26 protein-coding genes and 2 pseudogenes are annotated in these 26,251 nt (G+C 70.7%); 24 read left to right on the forward strand and 4 right to left on the reverse strand.

Annotated elements, in window-relative coordinates:
* Window positions 1–85 precede the first annotated feature (85 nt).
* Complete coding sequence (ffh, locus tag GWI24_RS14165) at window positions 86–1,633, forward strand: signal recognition particle protein (protein WP_210946307.1); 1,548 nt, start codon at window positions 86–88, stop codon at window positions 1,631–1,633.
* Between the two features lie 92 nt (window positions 1,634–1,725).
* Here the strand turns inward: ffh and GWI24_RS14170 are convergent, their stop codons facing one another.
* Window positions 1,726–2,601 carry a methyltransferase domain-containing protein gene (locus GWI24_RS14170; RefSeq protein ID WP_210946308.1) on the reverse strand — a complete coding sequence of 292 codons (876 nt, stop codon included), beginning with the start codon at window positions 2,599–2,601 and terminating at the stop codon, window positions 1,726–1,728.
* A gap of 335 nt (window positions 2,602–2,936) precedes the next feature.
* Between GWI24_RS14170 and proS the strand changes: the two genes are divergently transcribed.
* The 18 genes from proS to GWI24_RS14260 all read left to right on the forward strand — a co-directional run bounded on the left by proS (window position 2,937) and on the right by GWI24_RS14260 (window position 17,913).
* A complete protein-coding gene (gene proS, locus GWI24_RS14175; RefSeq protein ID WP_210946309.1) occupies window positions 2,937–4,352 on the forward strand; it encodes a proline--tRNA ligase in 1,416 nt (471 codons plus the stop codon).
* 193 nt (window positions 4,353–4,545) lie between these two features.
* On the forward strand, window positions 4,546–5,139 hold the full coding sequence (locus tag GWI24_RS14180; RefSeq protein WP_210946310.1) for a hypothetical protein: 594 nt from the start codon (window positions 4,546–4,548) through the stop codon (window positions 5,137–5,139).
* A gap of 155 nt (window positions 5,140–5,294) precedes the next feature.
* Window positions 5,295–5,738 carry a 30S ribosomal protein S16 gene (rpsP, locus tag GWI24_RS14185; protein WP_210946311.1) on the forward strand — a complete coding sequence of 148 codons (444 nt, stop codon included), beginning with the start codon at window positions 5,295–5,297 and terminating at the stop codon, window positions 5,736–5,738.
* A 2-nt stretch (window positions 5,739–5,740) separates the two neighbouring features.
* Entirely contained in the window at window positions 5,741–5,980 is a 240-nt protein-coding gene (locus tag GWI24_RS14190) for an RNA-binding protein (protein WP_005311361.1), read from the forward strand.
* Window positions 5,981–6,061: 81 nt separating this feature from the next.
* On the forward strand, window positions 6,062–6,730 hold the full coding sequence (rimM, locus tag GWI24_RS14195) for a ribosome maturation factor RimM (protein ID WP_210946312.1): 669 nt from the start codon (window positions 6,062–6,064) through the stop codon (window positions 6,728–6,730).
* A complete protein-coding gene (gene trmD, locus GWI24_RS14200; RefSeq protein WP_210946313.1) occupies window positions 6,727–7,569 on the forward strand; it encodes a tRNA (guanosine(37)-N1)-methyltransferase TrmD in 843 nt (280 codons plus the stop codon). Before rimM ends, trmD begins: the two co-directional genes overlap by 4 nt.
* Before the next feature lie 132 nt (window positions 7,570–7,701).
* Window positions 7,702–8,052, forward strand: coding sequence for a 50S ribosomal protein L19 (rplS, locus tag GWI24_RS14205; protein WP_020868146.1), 351 nt, complete (start codon window positions 7,702–7,704; stop codon window positions 8,050–8,052).
* Window positions 8,053–8,135: 83 nt separating this feature from the next.
* Entirely contained in the window at window positions 8,136–8,987 is an 852-nt protein-coding gene (gene lepB, locus GWI24_RS14210; RefSeq protein WP_210946314.1) for a signal peptidase I, read from the forward strand.
* On the forward strand, window positions 8,980–10,173 hold the full coding sequence (gene lepB, locus GWI24_RS14215; RefSeq protein ID WP_210946315.1) for a signal peptidase I: 1,194 nt from the start codon (window positions 8,980–8,982) through the stop codon (window positions 10,171–10,173). The genes lepB (GWI24_RS14210) and lepB (GWI24_RS14215) overlap by 8 nt, the downstream gene beginning before the upstream one ends.
* A gap of 82 nt (window positions 10,174–10,255) precedes the next feature.
* Window positions 10,256–11,053, forward strand: a complete 798-nt coding sequence (gene lepB / locus GWI24_RS14220; RefSeq protein ID WP_210946316.1) for a signal peptidase I — start codon at window positions 10,256–10,258, stop codon at window positions 11,051–11,053.
* A 96-nt stretch (window positions 11,054–11,149) separates the two neighbouring features.
* A complete protein-coding gene (gene lepB, locus GWI24_RS14225; RefSeq protein ID WP_210946317.1) occupies window positions 11,150–11,920 on the forward strand; it encodes a signal peptidase I in 771 nt (256 codons plus the stop codon).
* Window positions 11,913–12,443: an NUDIX hydrolase gene (locus GWI24_RS14230; RefSeq protein ID WP_198278300.1), complete on the forward strand. Its 531-nt coding sequence runs from the start codon at window positions 11,913–11,915 to the stop codon at window positions 12,441–12,443. The genes lepB (GWI24_RS14225) and GWI24_RS14230 overlap by 8 nt, the downstream gene beginning before the upstream one ends.
* Window positions 12,444–12,482: 39 nt before the next feature.
* Window positions 12,483–12,791, forward strand: a complete 309-nt coding sequence (locus GWI24_RS14235; protein ID WP_004944840.1) for a DUF2469 domain-containing protein — start codon at window positions 12,483–12,485, stop codon at window positions 12,789–12,791.
* A 156-nt stretch (window positions 12,792–12,947) separates the two neighbouring features.
* On the forward strand, window positions 12,948–13,307 hold the full coding sequence (locus GWI24_RS14240; RefSeq protein ID WP_210946318.1) for a YraN family protein: 360 nt from the start codon (window positions 12,948–12,950) through the stop codon (window positions 13,305–13,307).
* Window positions 13,307–14,929 (forward strand): YifB family Mg chelatase-like AAA ATPase, encoded by a 1,623-nt coding sequence (locus GWI24_RS14245; protein WP_210946319.1) that lies wholly within the window; start codon window positions 13,307–13,309, stop codon window positions 14,927–14,929. The genes GWI24_RS14240 and GWI24_RS14245 overlap by 1 nt, the downstream gene beginning before the upstream one ends.
* Complete coding sequence (dprA, locus tag GWI24_RS14250) at window positions 14,929–16,317, forward strand: DNA-processing protein DprA (RefSeq protein WP_247616334.1); 1,389 nt, start codon at window positions 14,929–14,931, stop codon at window positions 16,315–16,317. The genes GWI24_RS14245 and dprA overlap by 1 nt, the downstream gene beginning before the upstream one ends.
* A 129-nt stretch (window positions 16,318–16,446) precedes the next feature.
* Complete coding sequence (gene whiG / locus GWI24_RS14255; RefSeq protein ID WP_020868137.1) at window positions 16,447–17,280, forward strand: RNA polymerase sigma factor WhiG; 834 nt, start codon at window positions 16,447–16,449, stop codon at window positions 17,278–17,280.
* Window positions 17,281–17,373: 93 nt separating this feature from the next.
* Window positions 17,374–17,913: a TetR/AcrR family transcriptional regulator gene (locus tag GWI24_RS14260; RefSeq protein WP_044581329.1), complete on the forward strand. Its 540-nt coding sequence runs from the start codon at window positions 17,374–17,376 to the stop codon at window positions 17,911–17,913.
* Between the two features lie 312 nt (window positions 17,914–18,225).
* Here GWI24_RS14260 and GWI24_RS14265 read toward each other — a convergent pair.
* Window positions 18,226–18,747, reverse strand: a pseudogene (locus GWI24_RS14265) (peptidoglycan DD-metalloendopeptidase family protein); the annotation flags it as partial.
* 313 nt (window positions 18,748–19,060) lie between these two features.
* On the opposite strand from GWI24_RS14265, the gene rpsB reads away from it, so the two are divergent.
* From rpsB to GWI24_RS14290, 5 genes are all read left to right on the forward strand, one after another.
* The gene (gene rpsB, locus GWI24_RS14270) at window positions 19,061–20,008 is read left to right on the forward strand and encodes a 30S ribosomal protein S2 (protein ID WP_210946320.1); all 948 of its coding nucleotides are present in this window, start codon (window positions 19,061–19,063) and stop codon (window positions 20,006–20,008) included.
* Window positions 20,009–20,118: 110 nt separating this feature from the next.
* Window positions 20,119–20,955, forward strand: coding sequence for a translation elongation factor Ts (gene tsf / locus GWI24_RS14275; protein WP_210946321.1), 837 nt, complete (start codon window positions 20,119–20,121; stop codon window positions 20,953–20,955).
* 155 nt (window positions 20,956–21,110) lie between these two features.
* Window positions 21,111–21,893: a UMP kinase gene (pyrH, locus tag GWI24_RS14280; RefSeq protein ID WP_210946322.1), complete on the forward strand. Its 783-nt coding sequence runs from the start codon at window positions 21,111–21,113 to the stop codon at window positions 21,891–21,893.
* A gap of 104 nt (window positions 21,894–21,997) precedes the next feature.
* Window positions 21,998–22,555 (forward strand): ribosome recycling factor, encoded by a 558-nt coding sequence (gene frr / locus GWI24_RS14285; RefSeq protein WP_044569540.1) that lies wholly within the window; start codon window positions 21,998–22,000, stop codon window positions 22,553–22,555.
* The gene (locus GWI24_RS14290; RefSeq protein WP_210946323.1) at window positions 22,555–23,730 is read left to right on the forward strand and encodes a phosphatidate cytidylyltransferase; all 1,176 of its coding nucleotides are present in this window, start codon (window positions 22,555–22,557) and stop codon (window positions 23,728–23,730) included. The genes frr and GWI24_RS14290 overlap by 1 nt, the downstream gene beginning before the upstream one ends.
* Window positions 23,731–24,628: 898 nt before the next feature.
* Here the strand turns inward: GWI24_RS14290 and GWI24_RS14295 are convergent.
* Window positions 24,629–25,862: pseudogene (locus GWI24_RS14295) on the reverse strand (tyrosine-type recombinase/integrase).
* Window positions 25,863–25,950: 88 nt separating this feature from the next.
* Window positions 25,951–26,124 (reverse strand): helix-turn-helix domain-containing protein, encoded by a 174-nt coding sequence (locus GWI24_RS14300; protein WP_247616335.1) that lies wholly within the window; start codon window positions 26,122–26,124, stop codon window positions 25,951–25,953.
* Window positions 26,125–26,251: the final 127 nt, after the last annotated feature.

The raw sequence follows: 26,251 nt of genomic DNA on the forward strand, positions 1-26,251 counted from the left end.
CGGGGGCAGACCGTTCGCGCGATGGGCGGATACCCTTGGAGGCCGACCACCGACCCGACATCCGACCGAAGGATTCGCGACCACCGTGTTCGATACCCTCTCCGATCGCCTCGCAGCGACTTTCAAGAACCTCCGGGGCAAGGGACGCCTCAGCGAGGCGGACATCGACGCCACGGCACGCGAGATCCGGATCGCCCTGCTCGAAGCCGATGTGGCGCTGCCCGTCGTCCGGGCGTTCATCAAGCAGGTCAAGGAGCGCAGCCTCGGCGCGGAGGTCTCCCAGGCGCTCAACCCCGCCCAGCAGGTCATCAAGATCGTCAACGAGGAGCTCATCGGCATCCTCGGCGGCGACGCCCGGCGCCTCCGCTTCGCCAAGCAGCCGCCGACCGTGATCATGCTCGCGGGTCTGCAGGGCGCCGGTAAGACCACGCTCGCCGGAAAGCTGGGCCGCTGGCTGAAGGCCCAGGGCCACACCCCGCTGCTCGTCGCCTGTGACCTCCAGCGCCCCAACGCCGTCAACCAGCTCTCGGTGGTCGCGGAGCGGGCCGGTGTCGCCGTCTTCGCCCCCGAGCCGGGCAACGGCGTCGGCGACCCGGTGAAGGTGGCGCAGGACTCGATCGAGTTCGCCCGCACCAAGCAGCACGACGTCGTGATCGTCGACACCGCGGGCCGCCTCGGCATCGACGAGGAGCTGATGCGGCAGGCCGCCGACATCCGCGACGCGGTCCGCCCGGACGAGGTCCTCTTCGTCGTCGACGCGATGATCGGCCAGGACGCGGTGAACACCGCGGAGGCGTTCCGCGACGGCGTCGGCTTCGACGGTGTGGTGCTCTCCAAGCTGGACGGCGACGCGCGCGGCGGTGCCGCGCTGTCCATCGCGCATGTGACCGGCCGCCAGATCATGTTCGCCTCCAACGGCGAGAAGCTGGACGACTTCGACGCGTTCCACCCGGACCGCATGGCGTCCCGCATCCTCGGCATGGGCGACATGCTCAGCCTGATCGAGAAGGCCGAGCAGACCTTCAGCCAGCAAGAGGCCGAAAAGATGGCGGCCAAGCTGGCGAAGGGGCCCAAGGAGTTCACGCTCGACGACTTCCTGGCGCAGATGGAGCAGGTCCGCAAGATGGGCTCCATCTCCAAGCTGCTCGGCATGCTGCCGGGCATGGGCCAGATGAAGGACCAGATCAACAACCTGGACGAGCGGGACGTGGACCGTACCGCGGCCATCATCAAGTCGATGACCCCTGGCGAGCGCCAGGACCCCACGATCATCAACGGCTCGCGCCGCGCCCGTATCGCCCGCGGCTCCGGCGTCGAGGTGAGCGCGGTCAAGAACCTGGTGGAGCGGTTCTTCGACGCGCGCAAGATGATGTCGAAGATGGCGCAGGGCGGCATGCCGGGGATGCCCGGGATGCCGGGCATGCCAGGCATGGGCGGCGGCAACAAGCGCAAGGGCAAGCAGCAGAAGAAGGCCAAGGGGAAGCAGCGCTCGGGCAACCCCATGAAGCGCAAGGCCGAGGAGCAGGCCGCCGCGGCGCGCCGCGAGCAGGGCGGCGCGTTCGGGCTGCCCAACGGCGACCAGGGCGGTCAGGACTTCGAACTCCCCGACGAGTTCAAGAAGTTCATGGGCTGAGCCGCCCCGGCTCCCGAGCCGCCCCCGTACGAAAGAACCGTAAGGCCCCTGCGCACACGGCGGATTCCAGGGGCCTTACGTCATGGCCTCGTTCAGACCCGGCAGATCAGATAGCGGAAGACGTTCGGCATCCACACCCTGCCGTCCGCCCGCTGATGCGGATGCAGCGCCTCGGTGATCTCCTTACGGACCTGGACCGGATCCGTGGCCCGCTCCGCCGCGTCGAACAGCCCCGTCGACAGCAGCCCGCGCACCGCGCTGTCCATGTCGGCGTACCCGAACGGGCAGGCCACCCGGCCCGAGCCGTCGGGCCGCAGGCCCGCCCGCGCGGCCACCTCCTCCAGGTCGTCGCGGCCGCAGGGCCGCCAGCGCGCGGGGGAGCACATGGGGTCGGCGAGCCGGGCGCCCACCCGCAGCACCCCGGAGGTGGCGCAGCGCTCCGGCGGGCCCCATCCGGCGAGCACCACGGCCCCGCCGCGCTCGGTGCCGGCCGCGGCGGCCGCGAGCGTGGACGCCGCGGCGGACACCGTCGCACCGGGGCTCCCCGCGCCCAGGGCCGACAGCGGCTCGAAGGCGGTCACCACCGTGAAGGCCGCGTCCGCCGCGGCTTCCCGTACGCAGGGGCTCTCCGGGCCGCCGAGGCCCAGCCGGGCGGCCCGCGCCCGGTCGCCCGGCGTGCCCGCTGCGGTCAGCCGCTCCCTTGCGAGGTCCAGGCGCCGCTCGTCCGTGTCCACCCCGCAGACCGCGGCGCCGCGCGCGGCCGCGATGAGGAGGGCGAGCCCGGAGCCGCAGCCCAGGCCCAGCAGACGCGTTCCGGCGCCGACGTCCAGCCGTTCGTACACGGCCTCGTACAGCGGGACCAGCATCCGCTCCTGGATCTCCGCCCAGTCGCGGGTGCGAGCATGCGCGTCCGTCGGCCACGACGAGGAGGGGCGCGGGCGGTGCCGCCGTACGAGCGTAGATGTCATCGAAAGGGCCCCAATCAGCGAAGAGCTGTGCCGTCGTCAGATTCGGTGTCACATCCCCCGTTGTGCGCTTCCCCCGTGGTGCGTTGTGACGTCCCACCCCCAAATGCCAGGGAACTCCGCATCCGTCCCCGCGTCCAGAGGTTTCACGGCCGTGCTTGCGTGCCCCCTTTGTGCGCCCCCGCATACCTGTGCGTACGCCTCGCTCCCCGAACCGCCCCCTGACCTCCGCCGGGCCACCGCACGGCCGCGGGCATGGTGTGGGCGGTGGCCGGCACTGATCGGCTCGTTTTGGTCCGATTCACGGTTCGGTACCCCCGGGCCGTACGATCGGCGCCATGGCTAAGGCTCCCGTGCTCACCCCCCAGGCGGAGGACTTCCCCCGCTGGTACCAGGACGTGATCAACAAGGCCGAGCTGGCCGACAACGGCCCGGTGCGCGGCACCATGGTGATCCGACCGTACGGGTACGGGCTGTGGGAGCGGATGCAGCAGGACATGGACGCCCGCATCAAGGCGGTCGGCGTCCAGAACGCGTACTTCCCGCTCTTCATCCCGCAGTCGTATCTGGCCAAGGAGGCCGATCACGTCGAGGGGTTCGCGCCGGAGCTCGCGGTCGTCACCCACGGCGGTGGTAAGGAGCTCGAGGAGCCGGTCGTCGTCCGGCCCACCTCCGAGACGATCGTCAACGAGTACTTCTCCAAGTGGGTGCAGAGCTACCGCGATCTGCCGCTGCTGATCAACCAGTGGGCCAATGTGGTGCGTTGGGAGCTGCGGCCGCGGCTGTTCCTGCGGACGACCGAGTTCCTGTGGCAGGAGGGCCACACCGCGCACGCGTCGTACGAGGACGCCCGGGACTTCGCCGCCCGGATCCACCGCGAGGTCTACGCCCGGTTCATGGAGGACGTCCTGGCGATGGACGTGGTCCTGGGCCGCAAGACCGCCCGGGAGCGGTTCGCCGGCGCGCTCAACACCCTCACCCTCGAAGGGATGATGGGCGACGGGAAGGCGCTCCAGCTGGGCACCAGCCATGAGCTCGGCCAGAACTTCGCCCGTGCCTTCCACACCAGCTATCTGTCCAAGGACGGCGAGCAGGAGCTGGTCTGGCAGACCTCCTGGGGCAGCACGACCCGGATGGTCGGCGCACTGGTGATGATGCACGGCGACGACAACGGGCTGCGGGTCCCGCCGCGGCTGGCCCCGATCCAGGTCGTGGTGCTGGCGATCAAGGGCGATGACGCGGTGCTCGCCAAGGTCCGCGAGATCGGCGAGCTGCTCACGGCGGCGGGCGTGCGGGTCCATGTCGACGACCGTACGGACACCCCCTTCGGCCGGCGCGCGGTCGACTGGGAGCTGAAGGGCGTGCCGGTTCGGGTCGAGGTCGGCCCGCGCGACCTGGAGGGCGGCACCGCGATGGTGGCCAGGCGGATCCCCGGCGGCAAGGAGCCGGTGCGCGCCGAGCTGCTGCCGGAGCTGCTGCCCAAGGTCCTGGAGGAGGACCAGGCGCTGCTGCTGCGGCAGGCCCGTGAGCGCCGTAAGGCGCGCACCACGGACGTGACGACCATGGAGGAGGCCGCCGAGGCCGCGGCGGCGGGCGGCTGGGCCCGCATCCGATGGGCGGACCTGGGGCCGGAGGGCGAGGCGGCGCTCGCCGAGCGGTCCGTGTCCGTGCGGTGTCTGGTCACCGAGGACGGGGCGGTGCCGGACGCCGACGACGCTCCCGGTAACGTCGCGTTCGTCGCGAGAGCCTACTGACGTCGCGAGAGCTGATGTCGCGAGGGCCTACTGAACCGGTACGTACCGGCTTGGTGCGTGGTGCGTGGCTCATCCATACATTTACGCACCCGCCCCTCCTCGTCGTACATCACCGTGAACTGACTGGTACGTGCAAATTATTTGGGATGCCCCGGAATCGGAACACCGGACCGGTCCCGCTCGTTAGCACGACGTGAGCACGACACCACCTGTTCTCGCCGCAGAGCTGGCGCAGGCGTGGGCCGACATTCAACGGCACCACCCCGAGCTGCCGGATCTCGCCGCGCCCGAATCGCTGATCGGAGAATCGTCGTCCGCATGTGGCGCCGAGCTCTCCTTCGAACGGCTGCTGCATGAGGCAGTGCATGGGATCGCCGCTGCCCGCGGTGTCCGTGACACCTCACGCGCCGGCCGCTACCACAACCGCCGGTTCCTGGCGATCGCCGAGGAGCTGGGGCTGGACCACCCCGAGGAGCCGCATCCCAGCAGCGGCTTCTCGCTGGTCACCCTCAGCCCCGAGGCGAGAAAGCGGTACCGGACGACGATCGACCGCCTCCAGCGCGCGCTCAAGGCGCACAGCGTCGCGACCACCGCCGAGACCTCCCGCACCTTCCGCGGGCCCGCCGCGCGCCACGGCTCGTCCGGTGGCGGGGTCCGGGTGAAGGCGGTGTGCGACTGCGGGCGCAATGTCCGCGTCGTCCCGTCGGTGCTGGCCCAGGCGCCGATCATGTGCGGTGGATGCGGGAAGCCGTTCCGCATTCCGGAGCCGGTGGCCGCGGTCGGCTGACCTGTCACGGTGTGGCAGAATGGTCTGCTGTACTCGACAGCCGACCAGGACCCCTCTCTCCTCCGGCTGACGCGTCCATCGGGCACTCGGGTACCGCAACCCCACGCGGCACGTCGCAGTGCTCAACCACGTCAAGACCAGGAGACACCACTCCCGTGGCAGTCAAGATCAAGCTGAAGCGTCTGGGCAAGATCCGGTCGCCTCACTACCGCATCGTCGTCGCCGACTCCCGTACCCGCCGTGACGGCCGGGCGATCGAGGAGATCGGTCTGTACCACCCGGTGCAGAACCCGTCGCGCATCGAGGTGGACTCGGAGCGTGTGCAGCACTGGCTGAAGGTCGGCGCGCAGCCGACCGAGCCGGTGCTGGCCATCCTGAAGGTCACCGGCGACTGGCAGAAGTTCAAGGGTCTGCCCGCCCCGGCTCCGATGAAGGTCGCCGAGCCGAAGGCCGACAAGCGCGCGCTGTTCGAGGCGGCCGCCAAGGACACCGGTGACGAGCCGAAGGGTGAGGCGATCACCCCGAAGGCGAAGAAGGCCGACAAGAAGTCGGACGAGGCGGCCGAGTCCGCTGAGTCCACCGCGTCGACCGAGGCCTGAGGATGCTCGAGGAGGCCCTCGAGCACCTGGTGAAGGGCATCGTCGACAACCCCGACGACGTGCAGGTGGCCTCGCGCAACCTGCGGCGCGGGCGGGTGCTGGAGGTCCGGGTGCACCCCGATGACCTCGGCAAGGTGATCGGCCGCAACGGCCGCACCGCACGCGCCCTGCGCACCGTCGTGGGCGCCATCGGCGGCCGTGGGATCCGCGTCGACCTCGTCGACGTCGATCAGGTCCGCTGAGGCGATCAAGAAGAGCACCGGCACGGGCCGGGGAGGGCTTTGGGCCGTCCCCGGCCCGTGTGTGTGAAGGGACATCGCATCGTGCAGTTGGTTGTCGCGCGGATCGGCCGTGCCCATGGCATCAAGGGCGAGGTCACCGTCGAGGTGCGGACGGACGAGCCGGAGCTGCGGCTCGGCCCGGGCGCCGTGCTGGCCACCGAGCCCGCCTCGGCCGGGCCGCTGACCATCGAGTCCGGCCGGGTGCACAGCGGCAGGCTGCTGCTGCGCTTCGAGGGCGTACGCGACCGCAACGCCGCGGAGGCGCTGCGCAACACCCTGCTGATCGCGGAGGTCGACCCGGAGGAACTCCCCGAGGATCCCGAGGAGTTCTACGACCATCAGCTGATCGACCTCGATGTGGTCACCGTGGACGGCACGGAGGTCGGGCGGATCTCCGAGATCTCCCATCTGCCATATCAGGACCTGCTGGTCGTGAAGCGCCCCGACGGGGGTGAGGTGCTGATCCCGTTCGTCTCCGAGGTCGTGCCGGAGATCGATCTGGAGGCGCAGCGCGCCGTGATCGACCCGCCGCCGGGCCTGCTCGACGAGGCTGAGGCGGAGATCGCGGGCAGCCGTAAGGACGAGACCGCGGGCAACCGTAAGGGCGACACCGCGGGTGACCGTAAGAGCGCGGCTGCGGACAGCGGTGAGACCGCGGGCGACGACCGTAAGGGCGACACCGCGGGCGGCCGTGAGGATGAGTCGTCATGAGGCTCGACGTCGTCACGATCTTCCCCGAGTACCTGGAGCCGCTGAACGTCTCGCTGGTCGGCAAGGCCCGCGCCCGCGGCCAACTCGACGTGCGCGTCCACGATCTGCGCGCCTGGACGCACGACCGGCACAACACGGTCGACGACACCCCGTACGGCGGCGGCCCCGGCATGGTGATGAAGCCCGAGCCCTGGGGCGAGGCACTTGACTCGATCATGGCGTCGGGCGAGGCCGAGGGGCTGGTCAAGCCCACGCTGATCGTGCCGACCCCGAGCGGCCGTCCGTTCACCCAGGCCCTCGCCGTCGAGCTCGCCGAGCGCCCCTGGCTGGTCTTCGCGCCCGCCCGCTACGAGGGCATCGACCGCCGGGTGATCGAGGAGTACGGCGAGCGGCTGGAGGTCCACGAGGTCTCGATCGGCGATTACGTCCTGGCCGGCGGCGAGGCGGCGGTGCTGGTGATCACCGAGGCGGTGGCCCGGCTGCTGCCGGGCGTGCTGGGGAACGCGGAGTCGCACCGTGACGACTCCTTCGCCCCTGGCACGATGGCCGACCTCCTCGAGGGGCCCGTCTACACCAAGCCCCCCGAGTGGCGCGGCCGCTCCATCCCGGAGGTGCTGATCAGCGGCCACCACGGCAGGGTCGCCCGCTGGCGGCGGGACGAGGCGTTCCGCCGCACCAGCGAGAACCGCCCCGATCTGATCGAGCGCTGCGACCCGGCGACGCTCGACAAGCACGACCGCGCGCTCCTGGCCGAGCTGGGCTGGGAGGAGCTGCCCGGGACCGGCGGGGCGACCGGTGGGGCCCGATTTGGGCGGCCGGACCGGACCGTGGAAGAATAGGCCGCTGCCGTACGTCCGGGTGTGCGCCCCTGCCACAGGGGGACCGACGCCCACCTGATGAGGGCGGCACTCCGAATCATCATCCGATATTCCGCTGATGACCTGTGGCATCAGCGAGGAAAGCAGACGATCATGTCTCACCTGCTCGACACCGTCGACTCCGCGTCGCTGCGCAGCGACATCCCGACCTTCCGCCCCGGCGACACGGTCAACGTCCACGTCCGCGTCATCGAGGGCAACCGCTCCCGTGTCCAGCAGTTCAAGGGCGTCGTCATCCGCCGCCAGGGCTCCGGTGTCCGCGAGACCTTCACCGTCCGCAAGGTGAGCTTCAGCGTCGGCGTGGAGCGCACCTTCCCGGTGCACACCCCGATCGTCGAGAAGATCGAGGTCGTCACCCGCGGTGATGTGCGCCGGGCGAAGCTGTACTACCTGCGCGACCTCCGCGGCAAGGCCGCCAAGATCAAGGAGAAGCGCGAGAGCTGAGTTCGCGGCTGGATCGCGGCGATTTTGCGCGACTACTGAGCTACCGCCGGATCATCCGGCCGGGCCGGATAGGCTCTGGCCCGATGAACACCGAAGGACAGCTCGCGGAGCGCGACCGCTCCCCGGGCTCCGAGAAGGAGCACGAGGGGCGGTCGCGCTCTTCGCATGCCTCCACGCGGTCCGGGGAGCCCCGGGCCGCGTGGAGGCTGCCGCACAGGCCGGCCTGGGGCTGGCTGACCGGCGGCGGGCGGTGGCGGCGGGCGGCGCTGCTCGCGACCGCGTGTGCCGCGCTCGTGCTGCTGGTGAGCGGCTTTGTGCTGCAGCCGTTCCTGATCCCCAGCGGTTCCATGGAGGGCACCCTCCGCCCCGGGGACAGGGTGCTTGTGAACAAGCTCGCCTACCGTTTCGGGGACGATCCGCGCCGCGGCGACGTTGTCGTGTTCGACGGAGCCGGTTCCTTCGGCGAGGAGGAGCCGCCCGGGAATCCGGTGACGGGTCTGCTGCGCAAGGCAGCCGCGGCGGTCGGACTGGCCGAACCGGCCGAGTCCGACTACGTCAAGCGCGTGGTGGGCATCGGTGGTGACCGGGTCACCTGCTGCGACGAGCGGGGGAGGATCGAGGTGAACGGTCAGCCGGTGGACGAGCACTACCTGCACCCCGGGGACAGCCCCTCGCGGGTGCGCTTCGACATCGTCGTGCCCGAAGGACGGCTGTGGGTGATGGGCGACCACCGCGACGCCTCCCGGGACTCGCGCGACTATCTGGGCGCCCCGGGCGGGGGCACGGTCCCCGTCGACAAGGTGATCGGCCGCGCCGAATGGATCGGCTGGCCGTTCGGCCGCTGGTCCGGCGTACCCCGGACGGACGCCTTCACGAGCGTGCCCGCGGCGCCCGGCCGCATACCGTCCGCTGCCCCCGGTGGTGCCCATGGGTAAGCGCGGGCGTCCTCGTGCCAGGGCGCGCCAGGCCGCTCCGCCCGCCGGCGTCGACATGGGCACTCCCCGTCCGCCGGGCGAGCGCCGGGTGGGCGGGCGCGCGGAGCGGCGCAAGATCCAACGGCGTATCAAGCGCAGGCGGCGCCGTTCGGCCGTCAAGGAGATACCGATCCTGGTGGGCGTGGCGCTGGTGATCGCGCTCGTCCTGAAGACCTTCCTGGTGCAGGCGTTCGTCATTCCGTCCGGCTCGATGGAGCAGACCATCCGGATCGGCGACCGGGTGCTGGTGGACAAGTTCACCCCGTGGTTCGGCTCGAAGCCGGAGCGCGGCGATGTGGTGGTGTTCAAGGACCCCGGGGGGTGGCTGGACGACGAGCGGAAGCCGCCCAAGGACGACCCGCCGGTCATCAAGCAGGGCAAGGAGTTCCTGACCTTCATCGGGCTGCTGCCGTCCTCCGACGAGCAGGACCTGATCAAGCGGGTGGTCGGGGTGGGCGGCGACACGGTGGAGTGCTGCGATACGAACGGTAAGGTCACCGTCAACGGGACGCCGCTGAACGAACCGTATCTGCACCCGGGGAACCCGCCGTCGCAGAAGCAGTTCAAGGTGACGGTCCCTCAGGGGCGGATGTTCGTGATGGGTGATCACCGGTCCAACTCGGCGGACTCCCGGGTCCACCTGGACGAGCCGTACCAGGGCACGGTGCCGGACAACATGGTGGTCGGCCGCGCCGTGGTGATCGCGTGGCCATTCGGGCACATGCGGCGGCTCGAGGAGCCGGGCACCTACGCCTCGGTGAAGGACGCGCCGAGTGGGGCGACACAGGCCGAGGGCTCGCCGCATAGGCTGTCCCCCATAGATCAGCAAGGAATGGTCCAGCTCCCGACCCCTGCGGAACTCCCGCTCGTTATGGGAGTGGTGATCCTGCGCCGTTCGTGGGGCAGGCGGCAGTCAGGCGTGAGGAGTGGATGTGGGGGATTTGGCGGTCGGCGCACGATCCGGTCACGAAGAGCCCGAGAGGCAGCCCGGTACGGGGGCGGAGCACCCCACGGACGGGGCGGCCGAGGCGCCCGAAGCCGGTGTACCCACGAACGGGTCGGCTGCCGAGCCCAGGGCGTCGGACCCACACGGAGCCGATGGCGGGCCGGAACCCTCCGATCCCCAGGACGGTCCCGGCTCGGCTGATCCGTCCGGGCCCGGGGACGGGGCGTCGAAGCCGGGCCCCGGGAAGCCCGGCGGGCCCGGGAAGCTCGGCAAGCCCAAGAAGGTGCGCTCCTTCTGGAAGGAGCTGCCGATCCTGGTCATCATCGCGCTGGCCCTGGCGCTGCTGATCAAGACCTTCCTGGTGCAGGCGTTCTCGATCCCGTCCGACTCGATGCAGGACACCCTGCAGCGGGGCGACCGGGTGCTGGTGGACAAGCTCACCCCGTGGTTCGGCTCCGAGCCGGAGCGCGGCGAGGTGGTCGTCTTCCACGACCCGGGCGGCTGGCTCGGCGAGTCGCAGACCAAGAGCTCCGGCCCGGTCGCCGAGGGCATCCAGAAGGCGCTCAGCTTCATTGGGCTGATGCCGTCGGCGGAGGAGAAGGACCTGATCAAGCGGGTCATCGCGGTCGGCGGGGACACCGTCTCCTGCAAGCGCGGCGGCAAGGTCATGGTCAACGGCAAGCCGCTGGACGAGCCGTACATCTTCCCCGGGAACACCCCCTGTGACGAGAAGCCGTTCGGCCCGATCAAGGTGCCCGAGGGCCGGATCTGGGTGATGGGCGACCACCGGCAGGACTCGCTGGACTCCCGCTACCACCAGAACCTGAACAACGGCACGGTCTCGGTGGACGATGTCGTCGGGCGCGCGATCGTCATCGCCTGGCCGATCAACCGCTGGACCACCCTGCCGGTGCCGAGCACCTTCGACCAGCCGGGTCTGGGCGCGGCCGCCGCGATGGCCCCCTCGGCCCTGGGGGTCGCGGGTGCGCTGCCGATCGTGCTGTGGCGCCGCCGCCGGCTGATCGCCAAGGTCCGTACGGAGGCCGAGAGCCGGCCGGAGCGGTTGACCGCCGACTGCTGACGGGGCCCGTACCGCCGGGTAGGGTGCGGTTCCGTGTGCCCCGGGGCACACGGAACCTGATCTTCTACGTCTGTTGCGTACGGCGGGAGCACTGGAATGAGCGGAGCCCAAGGGGTGGGGGGCGGCAAGCCGCGGCGCACGCCCGGCAGCGTGCTGTCCGGGCTGGCGGTGGCCGTCGGCTGTGTGCTGTTCCTCGGCGGCTTCGTCTGGGGCGCGGTGCTCTACAAGCCGTACACGGTCCCCACCGACTCCATGGCGCCGACGATCGGCAAGGGCGCCCGGGTGCTGGCGGAGCGGGTCGACGGCGGCGACGTGCGCCGCGGCGATGTGGTGGTCTTCCGCGACCAGGTGTGGGGCGACCTGCCCATGGTGAAGCGGGTCATCGGGGTCGGCGGCGACCGGGTCGAGTGCTGTGACAAGCAGGGCCGGCTGCGGGTGAACGGCAAGGTCCTCGAGGAACCGTATCTGCGCTCGGGGGAGCAGGCGTCCTCCTCGGTCTTCTCCACCACCGTGCCCAAGAACCGGCTGTTCCTGATGGGCGACCATCGCAGCGACTCCCTGGACTCGCGGGTGCACCTCACCGACGAGGCGGGCGGCGCCGTGGAGCGCGGCGCGGTGGACGCCCGGGTGGACGCCACCGCCTGGCCGCTGGGGTCCTGGGGGACCGTGGGGCGGCCCGACGCCTTCAAGGCGCTGCCGGGCGGGATCTCGCAGCCGGGGCCGCTGGGGCCGATCCTGATCGCGGTTATCGCGGGCGCGGTGCTGATCCTGGCGGGCGCGGCCCATGGGCCGATCGCCCGGCGCAGGGCGGGCGGCGGCGCACGGCGGGACCAGGCTGCGAAGGGGAAGGTTGCCGCGAGTGGCTGAGGGGCCCGGCGGAGCCGAGCGGACCGGCACGGACGAGCGGCGGCTGCGGAAGGTCGCCCGGGTGGTGCTGCTGGACCCGCAGGACCGGATCCTGCTGCTGCACGGCTTCGAACCGGACGATCCCTCGTCCACCTGGTGGTTCACCCCGGGAGGCGGCCTGGAGGGCGAGGAGAGCCGGGAGGAGGCCGCGCTCCGGGAGCTCGCGGAGGAGACCGGGATCACCGATGTGCGGCTCGGCCCGCTGCTGTGGCGGCGGATCTGCTCCTTCCCGTTCGCCGGGCGGCGCTGGGACCAGGACGAGTGGTACTACCTGTGTCGTACCCAACAGACCCCGGCGCGTGCCGGTGGCGGGCTGACGGAGCTGGAGCGGCGGAGCGTGGCCGGTCTGCGCTGGTGGACGGCGGATGAGCTGGCCACGGCCACCGAGCCGGTGTACCCGACACGGCTGGCGGAGCTGTTGCGTACGCTGCTCGTCGAGGGACCCCCGAGTGCACCGGTGATCCTGGAGACTGAGCGCGTCTGACGCACAATGGGGGGACGCACGGCTGAAGGGGAACATGCCATGAGCGCCGAGGACCTCGAGAAGTACGAGACCGAGATGGAGCTGAAGCTCTACCGGGAGTACCGCGATGTCGTCGGTCTGTTCAAATATGTGATCGAGACCGAGCGCCGCTTCTATCTCACCAACGACTACGAGATGCAGGTGCACTCGGTCCAGGGTGAGGTCTTCTTCGAGGTGTCGATGGCCGACGCCTGGGTCTGGGACATGTATCGCCCGGCCCGCTTCGTGAAGCAGGTACGGGTTCTCACGTTCAAGGACGTGAATATCGAGGAGCTGAACAAGAGCGACCTCGATCTTCCGAGCGGCTGACTCCACCGTCCGGGCGGCCGACTCCAGCTTCCGGGCGGCTGACTCAGCCTTCCGGGTGGCTGGGTTTTCCACAGCCGGACGGCTGTCCACAGGAATGCTCCAAGATCCCTGAGCCGGGCGCGGGGGCGTCACAGTCGGTGCCGGAGGTGGTGCCGAATGAACGCCCGAGGAGCGTTGGGCCGCTACGGCGAGGATGTGGCGGTCCGCACATTGGCGGAAGCCGGGATGACCGTCCTGGAGCGCAATTGGCGGTGCCGGGACGGCGAGATCGACATCGTCGCTCTCGACGCCGGAGCGCTGGTGGTGTGCGAGGTCAAGACACGCCGCGAGGGTGGTTACGAGCATCCGATGGCGGCCGTCGGACCGGACAAGGCCGAGCGGCTGCGCCGGCTGGCGGAGCGCTGGCTTGAGCGGCACGGCGGGCCGCCGCCGGGCGGGGTGCGGATCGATGTGGTGGGGGTGGTGCTGCCCCGCCGGGGCGCGCCCGTGGTCGAGCATGTGCGAGGGGCGGCCTGATGGGGTTCGCCCGCACCTGCTCGGTGGCGCTGGTCGGGGTCGAGGGCGTGGTGGTGGAGGTCCAGGCCGATCTGGAGCCGGGAGTGGCCGCCTTCACCCTCGTCGGGCTGCCCGACAAGAGTCTGGTGGAGAGCCGGGACCGGGTCCGCGCGGCCGTGGTCAATTCCGGCGGCGAATGGCCGCAGAGAAAGCTCACGGTCGGGCTCAGCCCGGCATCCGTCCCCAAGGGCGGCAGCGGCTTCGACCTGGCCGTGGCCTGTGCGGTGCTCGGCGCGGCCGAGCGCGTGGACCCGCGTGAGATCGCCGATCTGATGATGATCGGGGAGCTGGGTCTTGACGGCCGGGTGCGGCCGGTCCGCGGGGTGCTGCCCGCCGTGCTCGCCGCCTCCGAGGCGGGCTACCGCCAGGTCGTGGTCCCCGAGCAGACGGCGGCGGAGGCGGCCCTGGTGCCGGGCGTCTCGGTGCTGGGCGTGCGGAGCCTGCGCCAGCTGATCGCGGTGCTGACGGACGAGCCGGTGCCCGAGGAGGAGGAGCCCCAGGAGCTGGGCCGCCCCGATCCGATGCTCGCGGGGCTCACCGTGCCCGGCGCCGGTATGGGCACCGGTGTCGCCGTGGTGCCCGGGGCCGGGGCGGGGCGGCCCGATCTGGCCGAGGTCGCCGGGCAGCGGGCCGCGCGCACCGCCCTGGAGGTCGCGGCCGCGGGCGGGCACCACCTCTTCCTGAACGGGCCTCCAGGTGCCGGGAAGACCATGCTGGCCGAGCGGCTGCCCGGGCTGCTGCCGCCGCTCACCCAGCAGGAGGCCCTGGAGGTCACCGCGGTCCACTCGGTCGCCGGAGTCCTCCCGCCGGGTCAGCCGCTTGTCGAGACTCCGCCGTACTGCGCCCCGCACCACTCGGCGACCATGGCCGCGCTCGTCGGCGGGGGCAACGGCCTGCCCCGACCCGGCGCGGTCTCGCTCGCCCATCGCGGAGTGCTCTTCCTGGACGAGGCTCCCGAGTTCAGCGGGAAGGCGCTGGACGCCCTGCGGCAGCCCTTGGAGTCGGGGCATGTGGTGGTGGCCCGGTCCGCCGGGATGATGCGGATGCCGGCGCGCTTCCTGCTGATTCTCGCGGCCAATCCCTGCCCCTGCGGGCGCCACGGCCTGATGGGCGACGTCTGCGAGTGCTCGCCCGCCACGGTCCGCCGCTATCAGGCCCGGCTGTCCGGACCGCTGCTGGACCGGGTGGACCTGCGGGTCCGCGTGGAGGCGGTGAGCCGGACCGAGCTCACCGGGGCGCGTGCCGGGGCGGAGAGCAGCGCGTCGGTCGCGGCCCGGGTCCGAGAGGCCCGGGAGCGGTCCGCCGCCCGCCTCCACGGCACCCCCTGGCGGTTGAACAGCGAGGTGCCGGGCCATGAGCTGCGCACCCGCTGGCAGCCGTCCCACGGTGCGCTGCGCGAGGCCGAGCGCGATATGGAGCGCGGGCTGCTCACCGCCCGGGGGCTCGACCGGGTGCTGAGGGTCGCCTGGACCGTCGCCGACCTGGCCGGGCACGACCGGCCCATGGCGCCGGACATTGCCCATGCGCTGCAGTTGCGCACCGGGATCAGCCGCGGGGTGCCGGTACCGGTGGGGGAGTGCTGATGCCGACTCCTTCGGCGGGCGGCCGCGGCGCCGTCCCCGCCCTGTTCTCCGAGCCCGGGCAGGGGCAGGGCGGCTGGGACGAGGGGCAGGCGCTCCCGGAGGGGCGGGGCGTCCCGGACGAGAGAGGCACCCCGGACGAGGGGCAGGGGCTCCTCGAAGGGCGCGGCGTGCCGGACGAAGGACGGGGGCTGACCGAGCGGCGGGGCGTCCCGGACGAGGAGCGGCTGGCGCGGGCGGCGCTCACCCGGCTCGTGGAGCCCGGGGAGGAGGCCGTGGGGCGCTGGCTGCGCCGTATGGGGCCGGTGGCGCTGTGGCGGGCGCTCACCGGGAAGGGCAAGCCCCCGCCCGGGGCCACCGGGGAGCGGCTGGCGGGATGCGCCCTCCGGGCGGCCGGGGTGGACCCGGTCACCGACCTCGCGCTGATCGCCCGGTGTGGCGGACGGTTCATCTGCCCCGGGGATCTGGACTGGCCCGGTCAGCTCGACGATCTCGGTGACGCTCGCCCGGTCGGGTTATGGGTGCGTGGCCGGGCCGACTTGCGGATGTGGGCGCTGCGCTCGGTCGCCGTGGTGGGCGCACGGGCCTGCAGCGACTACGGCGCGCATGTCGCGGCGTCCCTCGGCGCCGGGCTCGCCGAGCGGGGCTGGGTGGTGGTCTCCGGGGCGGCCCACGGCGTGGACGGCGCGGCTCACCGAGGGGCGCTCGCCGCGGGCGGGGCCACCATCGCGGTGCTCGCCTCCGGTGTGGACGTCCCCTATCCGCGAGCGCACGCCGAGTTGATCGAGCGCATGGCGGAACAGGGCCTGGTGCTGGCCGAGTTGCCGCCCGGAGCGCATCCGACGCGCCCCAGATTCGTGCTCCGCAACCGGGTCATCGCCGCCCTCACCCGCGGCACGGTCGTGGTCGAGGCCCAGTACCGCAGCGGATCGCTGGTCACCGCGCGCCGGGCACAACAGCTCGGGCGGTCCACCATGGGGGTGCCCGGACCGGTGACCAGCGGGCTCTCGGCCGGGGTGCATGAACTGCTGCGCGGCGAGGCCGTCCTGGTCACCGACGCCGCCGAAGTGGCCGAGCTCATCGGCGGCATCGGAGACCTCGCCCCGGAGCGGCGGGGGCCGCTGGTCGAGCGGGACCTGCTCGATCCCGTGACGGCACGGGTGCTGGAAGCGTTGTCGGCACGGGGCGGCAACCACCTGCGGGATGTGGCCCGGGAATCCGGGACCGGCTGCGACGAGGCCCTGGGCCGGCTCCATGAACTGCTCGCCCTGGGCTTTGTCGAACGTCATGGCGATCGATGGGAGTTGGTCTCGCCCGTGCGCCGGAGCGACGGCGCACGGCGAGGCGATCCCCCGAATCGGGGCAATCGGGTGAAAGGGTTGAGGCGATGACCGTATCCGCACACCGCCGAGCCGACGCCCTTCGCATACCGCGACGCCTTAGTCACGCTACGCTCACAAGGTTTCCGGCGGAAGCGTACGTCCTCACCCATGTCATGGCAGAACGGCTCAAGGCGACGAATGCCCCAGCACATCTCCGGGTCTGACAGCGCGGCGCCGCCCGCGGCTCGCGGCGCGGTGCACCCTGCCGCGCCCTCATCGCTCGACGAGCTGTGGCGGTCGTACAAGACCACGGGCGACGGCCGACTGCGGGAGCAGCTGATCCTGCACTACTCACCGCTGGTGAAATATGTGGCCGGCCGGGTCAGCGTCGGGCTGCCCTCCAATGTCGAGCAGGCGGACTTCGTCTCGTCCGGGGTCTTCGGACTCATCGACGCCATCGAGAAGTTCGACCCCGAGCGCGCCATCAAGTTCGAGACCTACGCGATCACCCGGATCCGTGGCGCGATGATCGACGAGCTGCGGGCCCTGGACTGGATTCCGCGGTCGGTCCGCCAGAAGGCCCGGGCCGTGGAGCGGGCGTACGCCACGCTGGAGGCCCAGCTGCGGCGCACCCCCTCGGAGGCCGAGGTGGCCACCGAGATGAGCATCAGCCTCGAGGAACTGCACGGCGTCTTCAGCCAGTTGTCGCTCGCCAATGTGGTTGCCCTGGAGGAGTTGCTGCACGTCGGCGGCGAGGGCGGCGACCGGCTCAGCCTCATGGACACCCTCGAGGACACCGCGGCGGACAACCCCGTCGAGGTGGCCGAGGACCGGGAGCTGCGGCGGCTGCTCGCCCGGGCCATCAACACCCTCCCGGAGCGGGAGAAGACCGTGGTCACGCTCTACTACTACGAAGGGCTCACGCTCGCCGAGATCGGCCAGGTGCTCGGCGTCACCGAGAGCCGGGTCAGCCAGATCCACACCAAATCGGTGCTCCAGCTGCGGGCGAAACTCGCCGACGTCGGGCGCTGAATCGTCCCTCCGGCATCGCCCTCCGGGTGGCCTCTTCCGTAGAGTGGTCGGGTGCCCAGGATTCGAGCGGCCTCAGTGGCCGAGCACCGGACGATGCAGCGCGCGGCCCTGCTGGAGGCCGCCCGCACCCTGCTGTCCGAGGGCGGCACGGAGGCGCTGACCTTCCCCGCCCTCGCCGAGCGCACGGGACTCGCACGGTCCTCCGTCTATGAGTACTTCCGCTCCCGCGCCGCCGTGGTCGAGGAGCTGTGCGCCGTGGACTTCCCGGTCTGGGCCGCCGAGGTCGAGGCCGCCATGGAGCGGGCCGACGGGCCCGAGGCGAAGATCGAGGCGTATGTCCGCCGGCAGCTCGCGCTCGTCGGCGACCGCCGGCACCGCGCGGTGGTGGCGATCTCCGCCGGTGAGCTGGACGCGGGCGCGCGGGAGAAGATCCGGGCGGCCCACGGCGGGCTGATCGCCATGGTGGTCGAGGCCCTCGCGACCCTCGGGCATGAGCAACCCCGGCTCTCGGCCGTGCTGCTCCAGGGCGTCGTGGACGCCGCGGTCCGACGCATCGAGCTCGGCGCGGCCGAGGACCCCGAGCGGATCACCGAGGCGGCCGTCGCCATGGCCCTGCGCGGCGTCCGGGGCTGACCGCCCGGCCCTTCCACTGTCCCGGCGGGCGCGCGGGTCGCGGCCCCGACGACCGGACGATCCGGGCCGACCCGGGCGACCCAGCCGGATCCGGGCCCAGAGGGACGCCGCCACCAGCGCCGCGGCCGTCGGCAGCCGGGTGTCCCCGGCGGGGGAAGCGAGCGCGGAGAGCGTGGGCGCGTCGCGCACCCCGAACACCGGGAGCAGCCGGGACGGCCCGCCCCGCAGCATCGACGGCGGCAGCAGTGACAGCGGATCGAGATAGCGGTCCGCGCGCCGCAGCCCCCAGTGCAGACAGCCCGGGCGGCAGTGGAAGGGGCCCGGCGCCACCACGCCGACCACCTGCCCGGCGGCCACCCGCTCTCCGTTCGTCACCGTGGCGCGCACCGGTTCGTAAGTGGTGCGCAGGGGAGGGGAGCCGGTCCCGGACACCTCGATCACCAGCACACCACGGCCCGCGACCGGACCCACGAAGCTCACCCGCCCCGGGGCCGCCGCCCGGACCCGCTCGCCCGGGCGCGCCGCGAGGTCGACCCCGCGGTGCCCCGCCGCCCAGGGCGCCGGAGGCGGCCGCCAGCCTCTCAGCACGGCAGGCCGCACCGCGCCCGGCGCACCGTCGACCGGCCATGACCGCTCCCCGCCCGGCCTCGACCGTCCCCCGCCGGGCCTCGTCCCCGGCTCCGGATCCGGCGCCGCACGCGGAGTAGGCGCCGTGCGCGGATCCGCCGCCGCGGCCCGTGCCGCCGCGGGAGGTGACACCAGTAGAAAGGCCGTCGGCACCGACAGCGCAAGAATCACCAGGGCAAGAGCCCACCGCACCACAAGCCTTCGCATGCCCCCACGATGGCCGGGCGGCCCGAAACGGGTGGATCATGGACGGAATCGGGGGACTACTCACGGGTTGTGGATAACGCCGTCACCCGGCACCGTACCGGTCCCGTACACTTCTTATGGCGATCCGGGTCACCGGATCGACTTCGCACGCCCCGCCACCGGTGCTCCGATCGCGCATCGGTCAGCTCGGTGGCCGCGCCCCTCGGTCCTCGGACGACCCCTGAAAGGGCCCCGTCCGTGGCGGGCGCGCCGGGACGTCAGGAGCGGCGGCCACCCGGTCGCCGTGGAACCGAGTACCTCAAGGAGTACGGCCATGGCCGTCGTCACGATGCGGGAGCTGCTGGAGAGCGGCGTCCACTTCGGGCACCAGACCCGCCGCTGGAACCCGAAGATGAAGCGCTTCATCTTCACCGAGCGCAACGGCATCTACATCATCGACCTGCTCCAGTCGCTGTCGTACATCGACCGCGCCTACGAGTTCGTCAAGGAGACCGTCGCCCACGGCGGCTCCATCATGTTCGTCGGCACCAAGAAGCAGGCGCAGGAGGCCATCGCCGAGCAGGCGACCCGCGTCGGCATGCCGTACGTCAACCAGCGCTGGCTGGGCGGCATGCTCACCAACTTCTCGACCGTCTACAAGCGTCTGCAGCGCCTGAAGGAGCTCGAGCAGATCGACTTCGAGGATGTGGCCGCCTCCGGCCTCACCAAGAAGGAGCTCCTGGTCCTCTCCCGCGAGAAGGCCAAGCTGGAGAAGACCCTCGGCGGTATCCGCGAGATGCAGAAGGTGCCCAGCGCCGTCTGGATCGTGGACACCAAGAAGGAGCACATCGCCGTCGGTGAGGCGCGCAAGCTCCGGATCCCGGTCGTCGCGATCCTCGACACCAACTGCGACCCGGACGAGGTCGACTACAAGATCCCGGGCAACGACGACGCGATCCGCTCCGTCACCCTGCTCACCCGGGTGATCGCCGACGCCGTCGCCGAGGGCCTCATCGCCCGTTCCGGTGTCGCCACCGGTGACGAGAAGGCCGACAAGGCCGCGGGCGAGCCGCTCGCCGAGTGGGAGCGCGACCTGCTCGAGGGCGAGAAGAAGGCCGACGAGGCCGAGGCCAAGCCGGCCGAGGCCGCCGAGGCCAAGCCGGCCGAGGACGCTGCCAAGCCCGCCGAGGTCGCCGCGGACAAGCCCGCCGAGGACGCTGCCAAGCCCGCCGAGGACGCCAAGCCTGCCGAGGCCCCCGCCGCGGGCACCGAGCAGGGCTGACCACTCAGACGTCACTCAGACGGTGTATGACGGCGGGGGACGGTGCCTGTGGCGCCGCCCCCGCCGTTCACCCGTAGAGCTTTCGACTTTCGAGAAGAGATTCACAGATCATGGCGAACTTCACCGCCGCTGACGTCAAGAAGCTCCGTGAGCTGACCGGCGCCGGCATGATGGACTGCAAGAAGGCGCTGGACGAGGCCGAGGGCATCGTCGACAAGGCCGTCGAGATCCTGCGCGTCAAGGGCCAGAAGGGCGTGGCCAAGCGTGAGGGCCGCAGCGCCGAGAACGGTGCCGTCGTCTCCCTCATCGCGGACGACAAGTCCTCCGGCGTGCTGGTCGAGCTGAAGTGCGAGACCGACTTCGTGGCCAAGGGCGACAAGTTCGTGGCCGTCGCCGACGCCATCGCCGCCCACGTCGCCAAGACCTCCCCGGCCGACCTGGAGGCCCTGCTGGCCTCCGAGATCGAGGCGGGCAAGACCGTTCAGGCGTTCGTCGACGAGGCCAACGCGACCCTCGGCGAGAAGATCGTCCTGGACCGCTTCGCGCAGTTCTCCGGCGGCTTCGTCGCGGCGTACATGCACCGCACCAGCCCGGACCTGCCGCCGCAGGTCGGCGTCCTGGTCGAGCTGGACAAGGAAGACGCCACGGTCGCCAAGGACGTCGCGCAGCACATCGCCGCCTTCGCCCCGAAGTTCCTCACCCGCGACGAGATCCCGGCCGAGACGGTCGAGAACGAGCGCCGGGTCGCCGAGGCCACCGCCCGCGAGGAGGGCAAGCCCGAGGGTGCCCTGCCGAAGATCATCGAGGGTCGTGTCACCGGCTTCTTCAAGGAGAACGTGCTGGTGGACCAGCCGTTCGCCAAGGACAACAAGAAGTCCGTCCAGAAGATCCTGGACGAGGCCGGTGTCTCGCTCAAGCGCTTCGCCCGTTTCCGCGTCGGCGTCTGAGCCGAGCAGCGAATGACCGGCGACCCCGATAGGGTCGTAGGCAGCCAACCGTCGACCGGTCGGCCGCAGATGTGACGAGGAGGCCATTGCCGCAGAGGTCGTAACAGGACCCGTCCGGCAGTGGCCTTCTTCGTATGTGCACGAGGAGATCTCCAATGAATCACGGCGCGAACGCCAAACAGGCCGCCGATGACAAGAAGGCGCACGGCGCGGCCCCACACGGTCGCTTCCTGCTGAAGCTGTCCGGCGAGGCGTTCGCCGGAGGCGGGGGACTCGGTGTCGACCCCGATGTCGTGCACGCCATCGCCCGCGAGGTCGCCGCCGTGGTCAGGGACGGTGCCGAAATCGCCATCGTCATCGGCGGCGGTAACTTCTTCCGCGGTGCGGAGCTGCAGCAGCGCGGTATGGACCGGGCCCGCTCGGACTACATGGGCATGCTCGGAACCGTCATGAACTGTCTCGCCCTCCAGGACTTCCTGGAAAAGGAGGGCATCGACTCCCGCGTCCAGACCGCCATCACCATGGGCCAGGTCGCGGAGCCGTACATTCCGCTGCGTGCGGTGCGCCATCTGGAGAAGGGGCGTGTGGTCATCTTCGGCGCGGGTATGGGTATGCCGTACTTCTCCACGGACACCACCGCGGCCCAGCGAGCGCTGGAGATCGACGCGCAGGCCCTGCTCATGGGCAAGAACGGCGTGGACGGGGTCTATGACTCCGACCCCGCCCGCAACCCCGACGCGGTGAAGTTCGACGCCCTGGAGTACGGCGAGGTGATCACCCGGGACCTCAAGGTCGCCGACGCCACCGCGATCACCCTGTGCCGGGACAACAAGCTGCCCATCCTCGTCTTCGAGCTCCTGGCCGAAGGAAACATCGCGCGTGCGGTGAAGGGTGAGAAGATCGGCACGCTGGTGAGCGACCAGGGCTCCCGGGCCTGACGGCTCGAACGGGGGATGGACAACGGCCTGCCGGTCGGACACCGTGCAGGAGAAGACGCACGCAGGGGCGAGGCTCTGCTTACTGATAACACCAGGAGCAAGTGGTGATCGAAGAGACCCTCCTCGAGGCCGAGGAGAAGATGGAGAAAGCCGTTGTGGTCGCCAAGGAGGACTTCGCCGCGATCCGCACCGGGCGTGCGCACCCGGCGATGTTCAACAAGATCGTGGCGGACTACTACGGTGCGCTGACGCCGATCAATCAGCTGGCGTCGTTCTCGGTGCCTGAGCCGCGGATGGCCGTGGTCACGCCGTTCGACAAGACCGCGCTCCGCAACATCGAGCAGGCGATCCGGGACTCCGATCTGGGCGTCAACCCGAGCAATGACGGCAACATCATCCGTGTGGTGTTCCCCGAGCTCACCGAGCAGCGCCGTAAGGAGTTCATCAAGGTCGCCAAGGGCAAGGGCGAGGACGCGAAGATCTCGATCCGCAGCGTCCGCCGCAAGGCCAAGGAGTCCATCGACAAGCTGATCAAGGACGGCGAGGTCGGCGAGGACGAGGGGCGCCGCGCCGAGAAGGAGCTCGACGACACCACGGCGAAGTATGTCGCGCAGGTGGATGAGCTGCTCAAGCACAAGGAAGCCGAGCTGCTCGAGGTCTGATGAACGACTCTTCCTGGGGGGCCCCACCAAGCGCCGGACTCCGGGGACCGGGCGGTCAGGGCACCTCCCCCGGCTATGGCTGGGAGGTGCCCACTTCTTCGGCGGGTCCCGCGCACGAGGTGGGTGAGGCGGCGCAAACTCGCCCCATGCCCACTGTGCCCCACGCAGGCGGCGACTCCGGTGAGGCCGCCGACCGTGACCAGGGGGCCGCTCGGCTGAGCGGCCCCCTCTTCCGCGACGAGCGGGAGCCGCAGCCCGGCCCCCGGCAGCCCGCCGGGCGTCGGCCGACGCCCGGCGACCCCGCGCCCGACCCGGCCTCCGCCGACGGCGCGGGCGGCACCGGCGCCGGGCAGGGCAAGAAGAGCGCGGGCCGGAATCTGCGCGCCGCGATAGGGGTGGGCATCGGCCTCGGTGTGATCATCTTGGCCTCGCTCTTCATCTACAAGCCCGTGTTCGTCGGCGTGGTGGCGGTCGCGGTGGTGGTCGGGCTCTGGGAGCTGACCTCGCGGCTGACCGAGCGCAAGGACATCCGGGTCCCCCTGGTGCCGCTCGCCGTCGGCGGGGTCGCCATGGTCGTCGCCGGCTATGTGCGCGGTGCCCAGGGCGCGGTGGTGGCGGTCGCCCTTACGGCGCTCGCGGTGCTGGTCTGGCGGATGACCGAGCCGCCCGACAACTACCTCAGGGATGTCACGGCGGGCGTCTTCGCCGCCTTCTACGTGCCGTTTCTGGCCACTTTCGTGGCGCTGATGCTCGACACCGACGACGGCCCGTGGCGGGTCCTGACCTTCCTGCTGCTGACCGTGGTCAGCGACACGGGTGCGTACGCGGTGGGCTGGCGCTTCGGCAAGCATCCGCTGGCCCCGCGCATCAGCCCCGGCAAGACCCGCGAGGGGCTGCTGGGCGCGGTGACCTTCGCGATGGTCGCGGGCGCGCTGTGCATGCAGTACCTCATCGACGACGGCGTCTGGTGGCAGGGTCTGCTGCTCGGCCTCGCCGCCGCGGTCAGCGCGACCCTTGGCGACCTCGGCGAGTCCATGATCAAGCGCGACCTCGGCATCAAGGACATGGGCAAGCTGCTGCCCGGCCATGGCGGGATCATGGACCGGCTCGACTCGCTGCTGCCCACCGCCCCGGTGGTGTGGCTGCTGCTGGTGATCTTCGTGGGCGGCGGCTGACCACGCCCGCGCACGGGCCCCGCGCCACTCCCGGCGCGGGGCCCTTCGTACGTCTGCGACACTGGGTGAACCATGCCTAAGCCCGGAGAACTGGCTGTGGTCCCTCGGCGGCAGGCTTCCTACCTGCGGAAATGGGGCGAGGAAGCTCCCTTGCCTGACCTTCGGGGCCGTCCCTGGGCCGTCTACGTTTCGCACCAAGTGCTCTGCGGGCTGTCGAAGGCATCGGCGAGTGATGCCGAATGCGTACCGCCGGTGCATTGCTCCCAGCAAAGTTTGGGGTGGTACCACTTTGGAAAAGTGCTGCCGACTCAAATCTCGGAACATTGATGAGACACGAGATTTGCGAACCACTCACAGGAATTTGGGCGGGGCGCTAGGGTAGTACCACCAACGCACCTCACAGTGCGTTGGGGTGGGGCCGAGTCGTGTTGCAATCGGCCTCGAACGTGAGCGGGGCCCCCGCTGCCTGCTAGCTTCAGGGGCCCCGGCGGACTACCGGCCGTGTAAGAGCCAGGTCAGGAACGCCGTGATGGTGGCTGCAACCACCGCTACGAGCACGTCCCAGGCCATCCGCTTCGCACGGCCGTAGTTCCGACTGGCACGTGCGCGTGTGAGCCGTCTCCTGGCCCACTCGCCGACCGTTGACCAGAGTGCCGCAAGGCGGCGCCATGGATTGGTCATCCCCGTTCTCCCTCCACGCAGCGAGCCTGCGCCGACCACCCCGAGATGGATGTCGGTGCGGGCACGGCTCTATCACCCGCAGGGCGGAGGGAGAGTCCGAGAATCAGTGTCCGCACTGAGTAAATCGGATCACGGGGTGCTGTGAGGGCGGAATTCATAAATCCGATGAATTCCTCTTGCTGGACTCCTGTTCGAGCATGAACCCGGGAGGCGGATATTAGCTGGTGTGGTAGATACCCAGAGTGTTGTCGACGGCCTTTCGGGTGCGCTCCTGGCTCGACGGCATGAGATGCGCGTATACCCGCAGTGTCAGCGCCGGGTCAGTGTGCCCAAGGTACTGACTGACTGCCTTGATGCTCTCTCCAGCGTCCAGCAGCACCGAGGCGTAGAAGTGCCTCAGCGCGTGCATGCCGTGCTCGCGCGCGGACTCGTACTTGCCGTCCTCCCCGGCGTCCGGGATGAGGCCAGCGGCGGCGAGCGCGGGCTTCCACTCCTGGATATTGAAGTTGCTGCGCCACACGACTCCGCTCGCGGTGTTCGTGAACAGGAGACGGGCCGACACCTTCGGGCCGTCCGGCTTCCGCCACGGGAGCGTGATCTCCACCGGCTTGTACTCGTCCATGTGAGCGCGCAGGGCCTCAGCTACCGACGACGGCAGCGGTACGTCCCGCTCCTTGCCGCACTTCGGCGGGGCGAACACGGCCTTTCCCCGAATGAGCTTCACCTGCCGGATCACTCGCAGGATGCCGCCCTCGAAGTCGAGGGCGTCTTCAGCGAGTCCCACGATCTCGCCCAAGGCCGCACCCCGCACCTATGTCCACCATGGTCCGGTACCGCCCGGGAAGTGCCGCGCGGACGGCGTGCACCTGGGTGGTTAGCCACGGCACGACGCGGCGTCGCTCGACCGCCGGCGGGCGGACAGACTTCGCGGTGCACGGGTTCCGAGGCAACAGACCGTCGTCCACGGCCGCGCTCAGGACGGCGCGAACGTCGCCGTAGATGTTCCGCGCGTACCCACTGCTGACAGCGGGATTTGCCTCCAAGGCTCCCACCAGTCCGCGGATGTGCTCGGGGCGGAACAAGTCCAGCGGTCGCGAGCCGACGAGCGGGAAGGCGTGTAGGCGCAGCCGCTGCTCGGTCACGATCTGGCTGGATAGATCCGTGCTGTGAGCCTTGAGCCACTTCTCGGCGTAGCCCTTGAAGGTGATCCGGGCGGCGCGTGGATCGATGTACTGGCCTCGCGACATGTCAGACGCGGTGTTGGTGAGCCACTTCTCGGCGAGGCGCTTCTGTCCGTCGCGGAATGACTTGGACTTCTCGGTGCCGTCGGGGCCGATGTACCGGGCCCGGTACCGCGCGCCCTTGCCGTAGCGATCTGTCTTGACCTTGACGGGCTTGCCGTCCGGGCCGGGTTCAGTCTTGTACCAGCGGTCTTGGACGTGACCTGCCATTGAGGCTGGTCCCTTCTCGCGTGCATGAGAGCGGGGCGGGGCCGAATGGCCCCGCCCCGCAGGTGGGTGTGGTGGGTGGTGTTTGCTGTCAGGCGGCCTCTGGGGCGGCCTTGCACTCTCTGACGTAGTGCTGGACGTCGGCGGGGTCGTAGCGCAGGTGCTTGCCGATGCGGAAGCCGGGCGGGCCGGTGCGCTTCTTGCGCCACTGGTAGACCGTCTCCAGGGGCACCTCGAAGAGCTCCGCGATGTCGTCTGGGGTCATGTAGCGGTCTGGGAGTCCGGCACGCAGTGTTGCGCGAGGGTCAGCGGTGGGAGACGTGGTCACCTGGGTTCCTCACGGGTCGGAGGTCGGCGAGTGCAGCCGGAATCGGTGACAGAACTGACAGAAC

This window comes from Streptomyces sp. MK37H, assembly GCF_018035285.1.
In the GTDB taxonomy this organism is placed as follows: domain Bacteria; phylum Actinomycetota; class Actinomycetes; order Streptomycetales; family Streptomycetaceae; genus Streptomyces; species Streptomyces endocoffeicus.

Coding starts and splice junctions, on each gene's coding strand:
- GWI24_RS14170 (WP_210946308.1), bottom strand. CDS start 2,601: ATGACATCTACGCTCGTACGGCGGCACCGCCCGCGCCCCTCCTCGTCG.
- proS (WP_210946309.1), top strand. CDS start 2,937: ATGGCTAAGGCTCCCGTGCTCACCCCCCAGGCGGAGGACTTCCCCCGC.
- GWI24_RS14190 (WP_005311361.1), top strand. CDS start 5,741: ATGCTCGAGGAGGCCCTCGAGCACCTGGTGAAGGGCATCGTCGACAAC.
- trmD (WP_210946313.1), top strand. CDS start 6,727: ATGAGGCTCGACGTCGTCACGATCTTCCCCGAGTACCTGGAGCCGCTG.
- rplS (WP_020868146.1), top strand. CDS start 7,702: ATGTCTCACCTGCTCGACACCGTCGACTCCGCGTCGCTGCGCAGCGAC.
- lepB (WP_210946314.1), top strand. CDS start 8,136: ATGAACACCGAAGGACAGCTCGCGGAGCGCGACCGCTCCCCGGGCTCC.
- lepB (WP_210946315.1), top strand. CDS start 8,980: ATGGGTAAGCGCGGGCGTCCTCGTGCCAGGGCGCGCCAGGCCGCTCCG.
- lepB (WP_210946317.1), top strand. CDS start 11,150: ATGAGCGGAGCCCAAGGGGTGGGGGGCGGCAAGCCGCGGCGCACGCCC.
- GWI24_RS14235 (WP_004944840.1), top strand. CDS start 12,483: ATGAGCGCCGAGGACCTCGAGAAGTACGAGACCGAGATGGAGCTGAAG.
- GWI24_RS14240 (WP_210946318.1), top strand. CDS start 12,948: ATGAACGCCCGAGGAGCGTTGGGCCGCTACGGCGAGGATGTGGCGGTC.
- GWI24_RS14245 (WP_210946319.1), top strand. CDS start 13,307: ATGGGGTTCGCCCGCACCTGCTCGGTGGCGCTGGTCGGGGTCGAGGGC.
- dprA (WP_247616334.1), top strand. CDS start 14,929: ATGCCGACTCCTTCGGCGGGCGGCCGCGGCGCCGTCCCCGCCCTGTTC.
- whiG (WP_020868137.1), top strand. CDS start 16,447: ATGCCCCAGCACATCTCCGGGTCTGACAGCGCGGCGCCGCCCGCGGCT.
- GWI24_RS14260 (WP_044581329.1), top strand. CDS start 17,374: ATGCAGCGCGCGGCCCTGCTGGAGGCCGCCCGCACCCTGCTGTCCGAG.
- rpsB (WP_210946320.1), top strand. CDS start 19,061: ATGGCCGTCGTCACGATGCGGGAGCTGCTGGAGAGCGGCGTCCACTTC.
- tsf (WP_210946321.1), top strand. CDS start 20,119: ATGGCGAACTTCACCGCCGCTGACGTCAAGAAGCTCCGTGAGCTGACC.
- pyrH (WP_210946322.1), top strand. CDS start 21,111: ATGAATCACGGCGCGAACGCCAAACAGGCCGCCGATGACAAGAAGGCG.
- GWI24_RS14290 (WP_210946323.1), top strand. CDS start 22,555: ATGAACGACTCTTCCTGGGGGGCCCCACCAAGCGCCGGACTCCGGGGA.
- GWI24_RS14300 (WP_247616335.1), bottom strand. CDS start 26,124: ATGACCCCAGACGACATCGCGGAGCTCTTCGAGGTGCCCCTGGAGACG.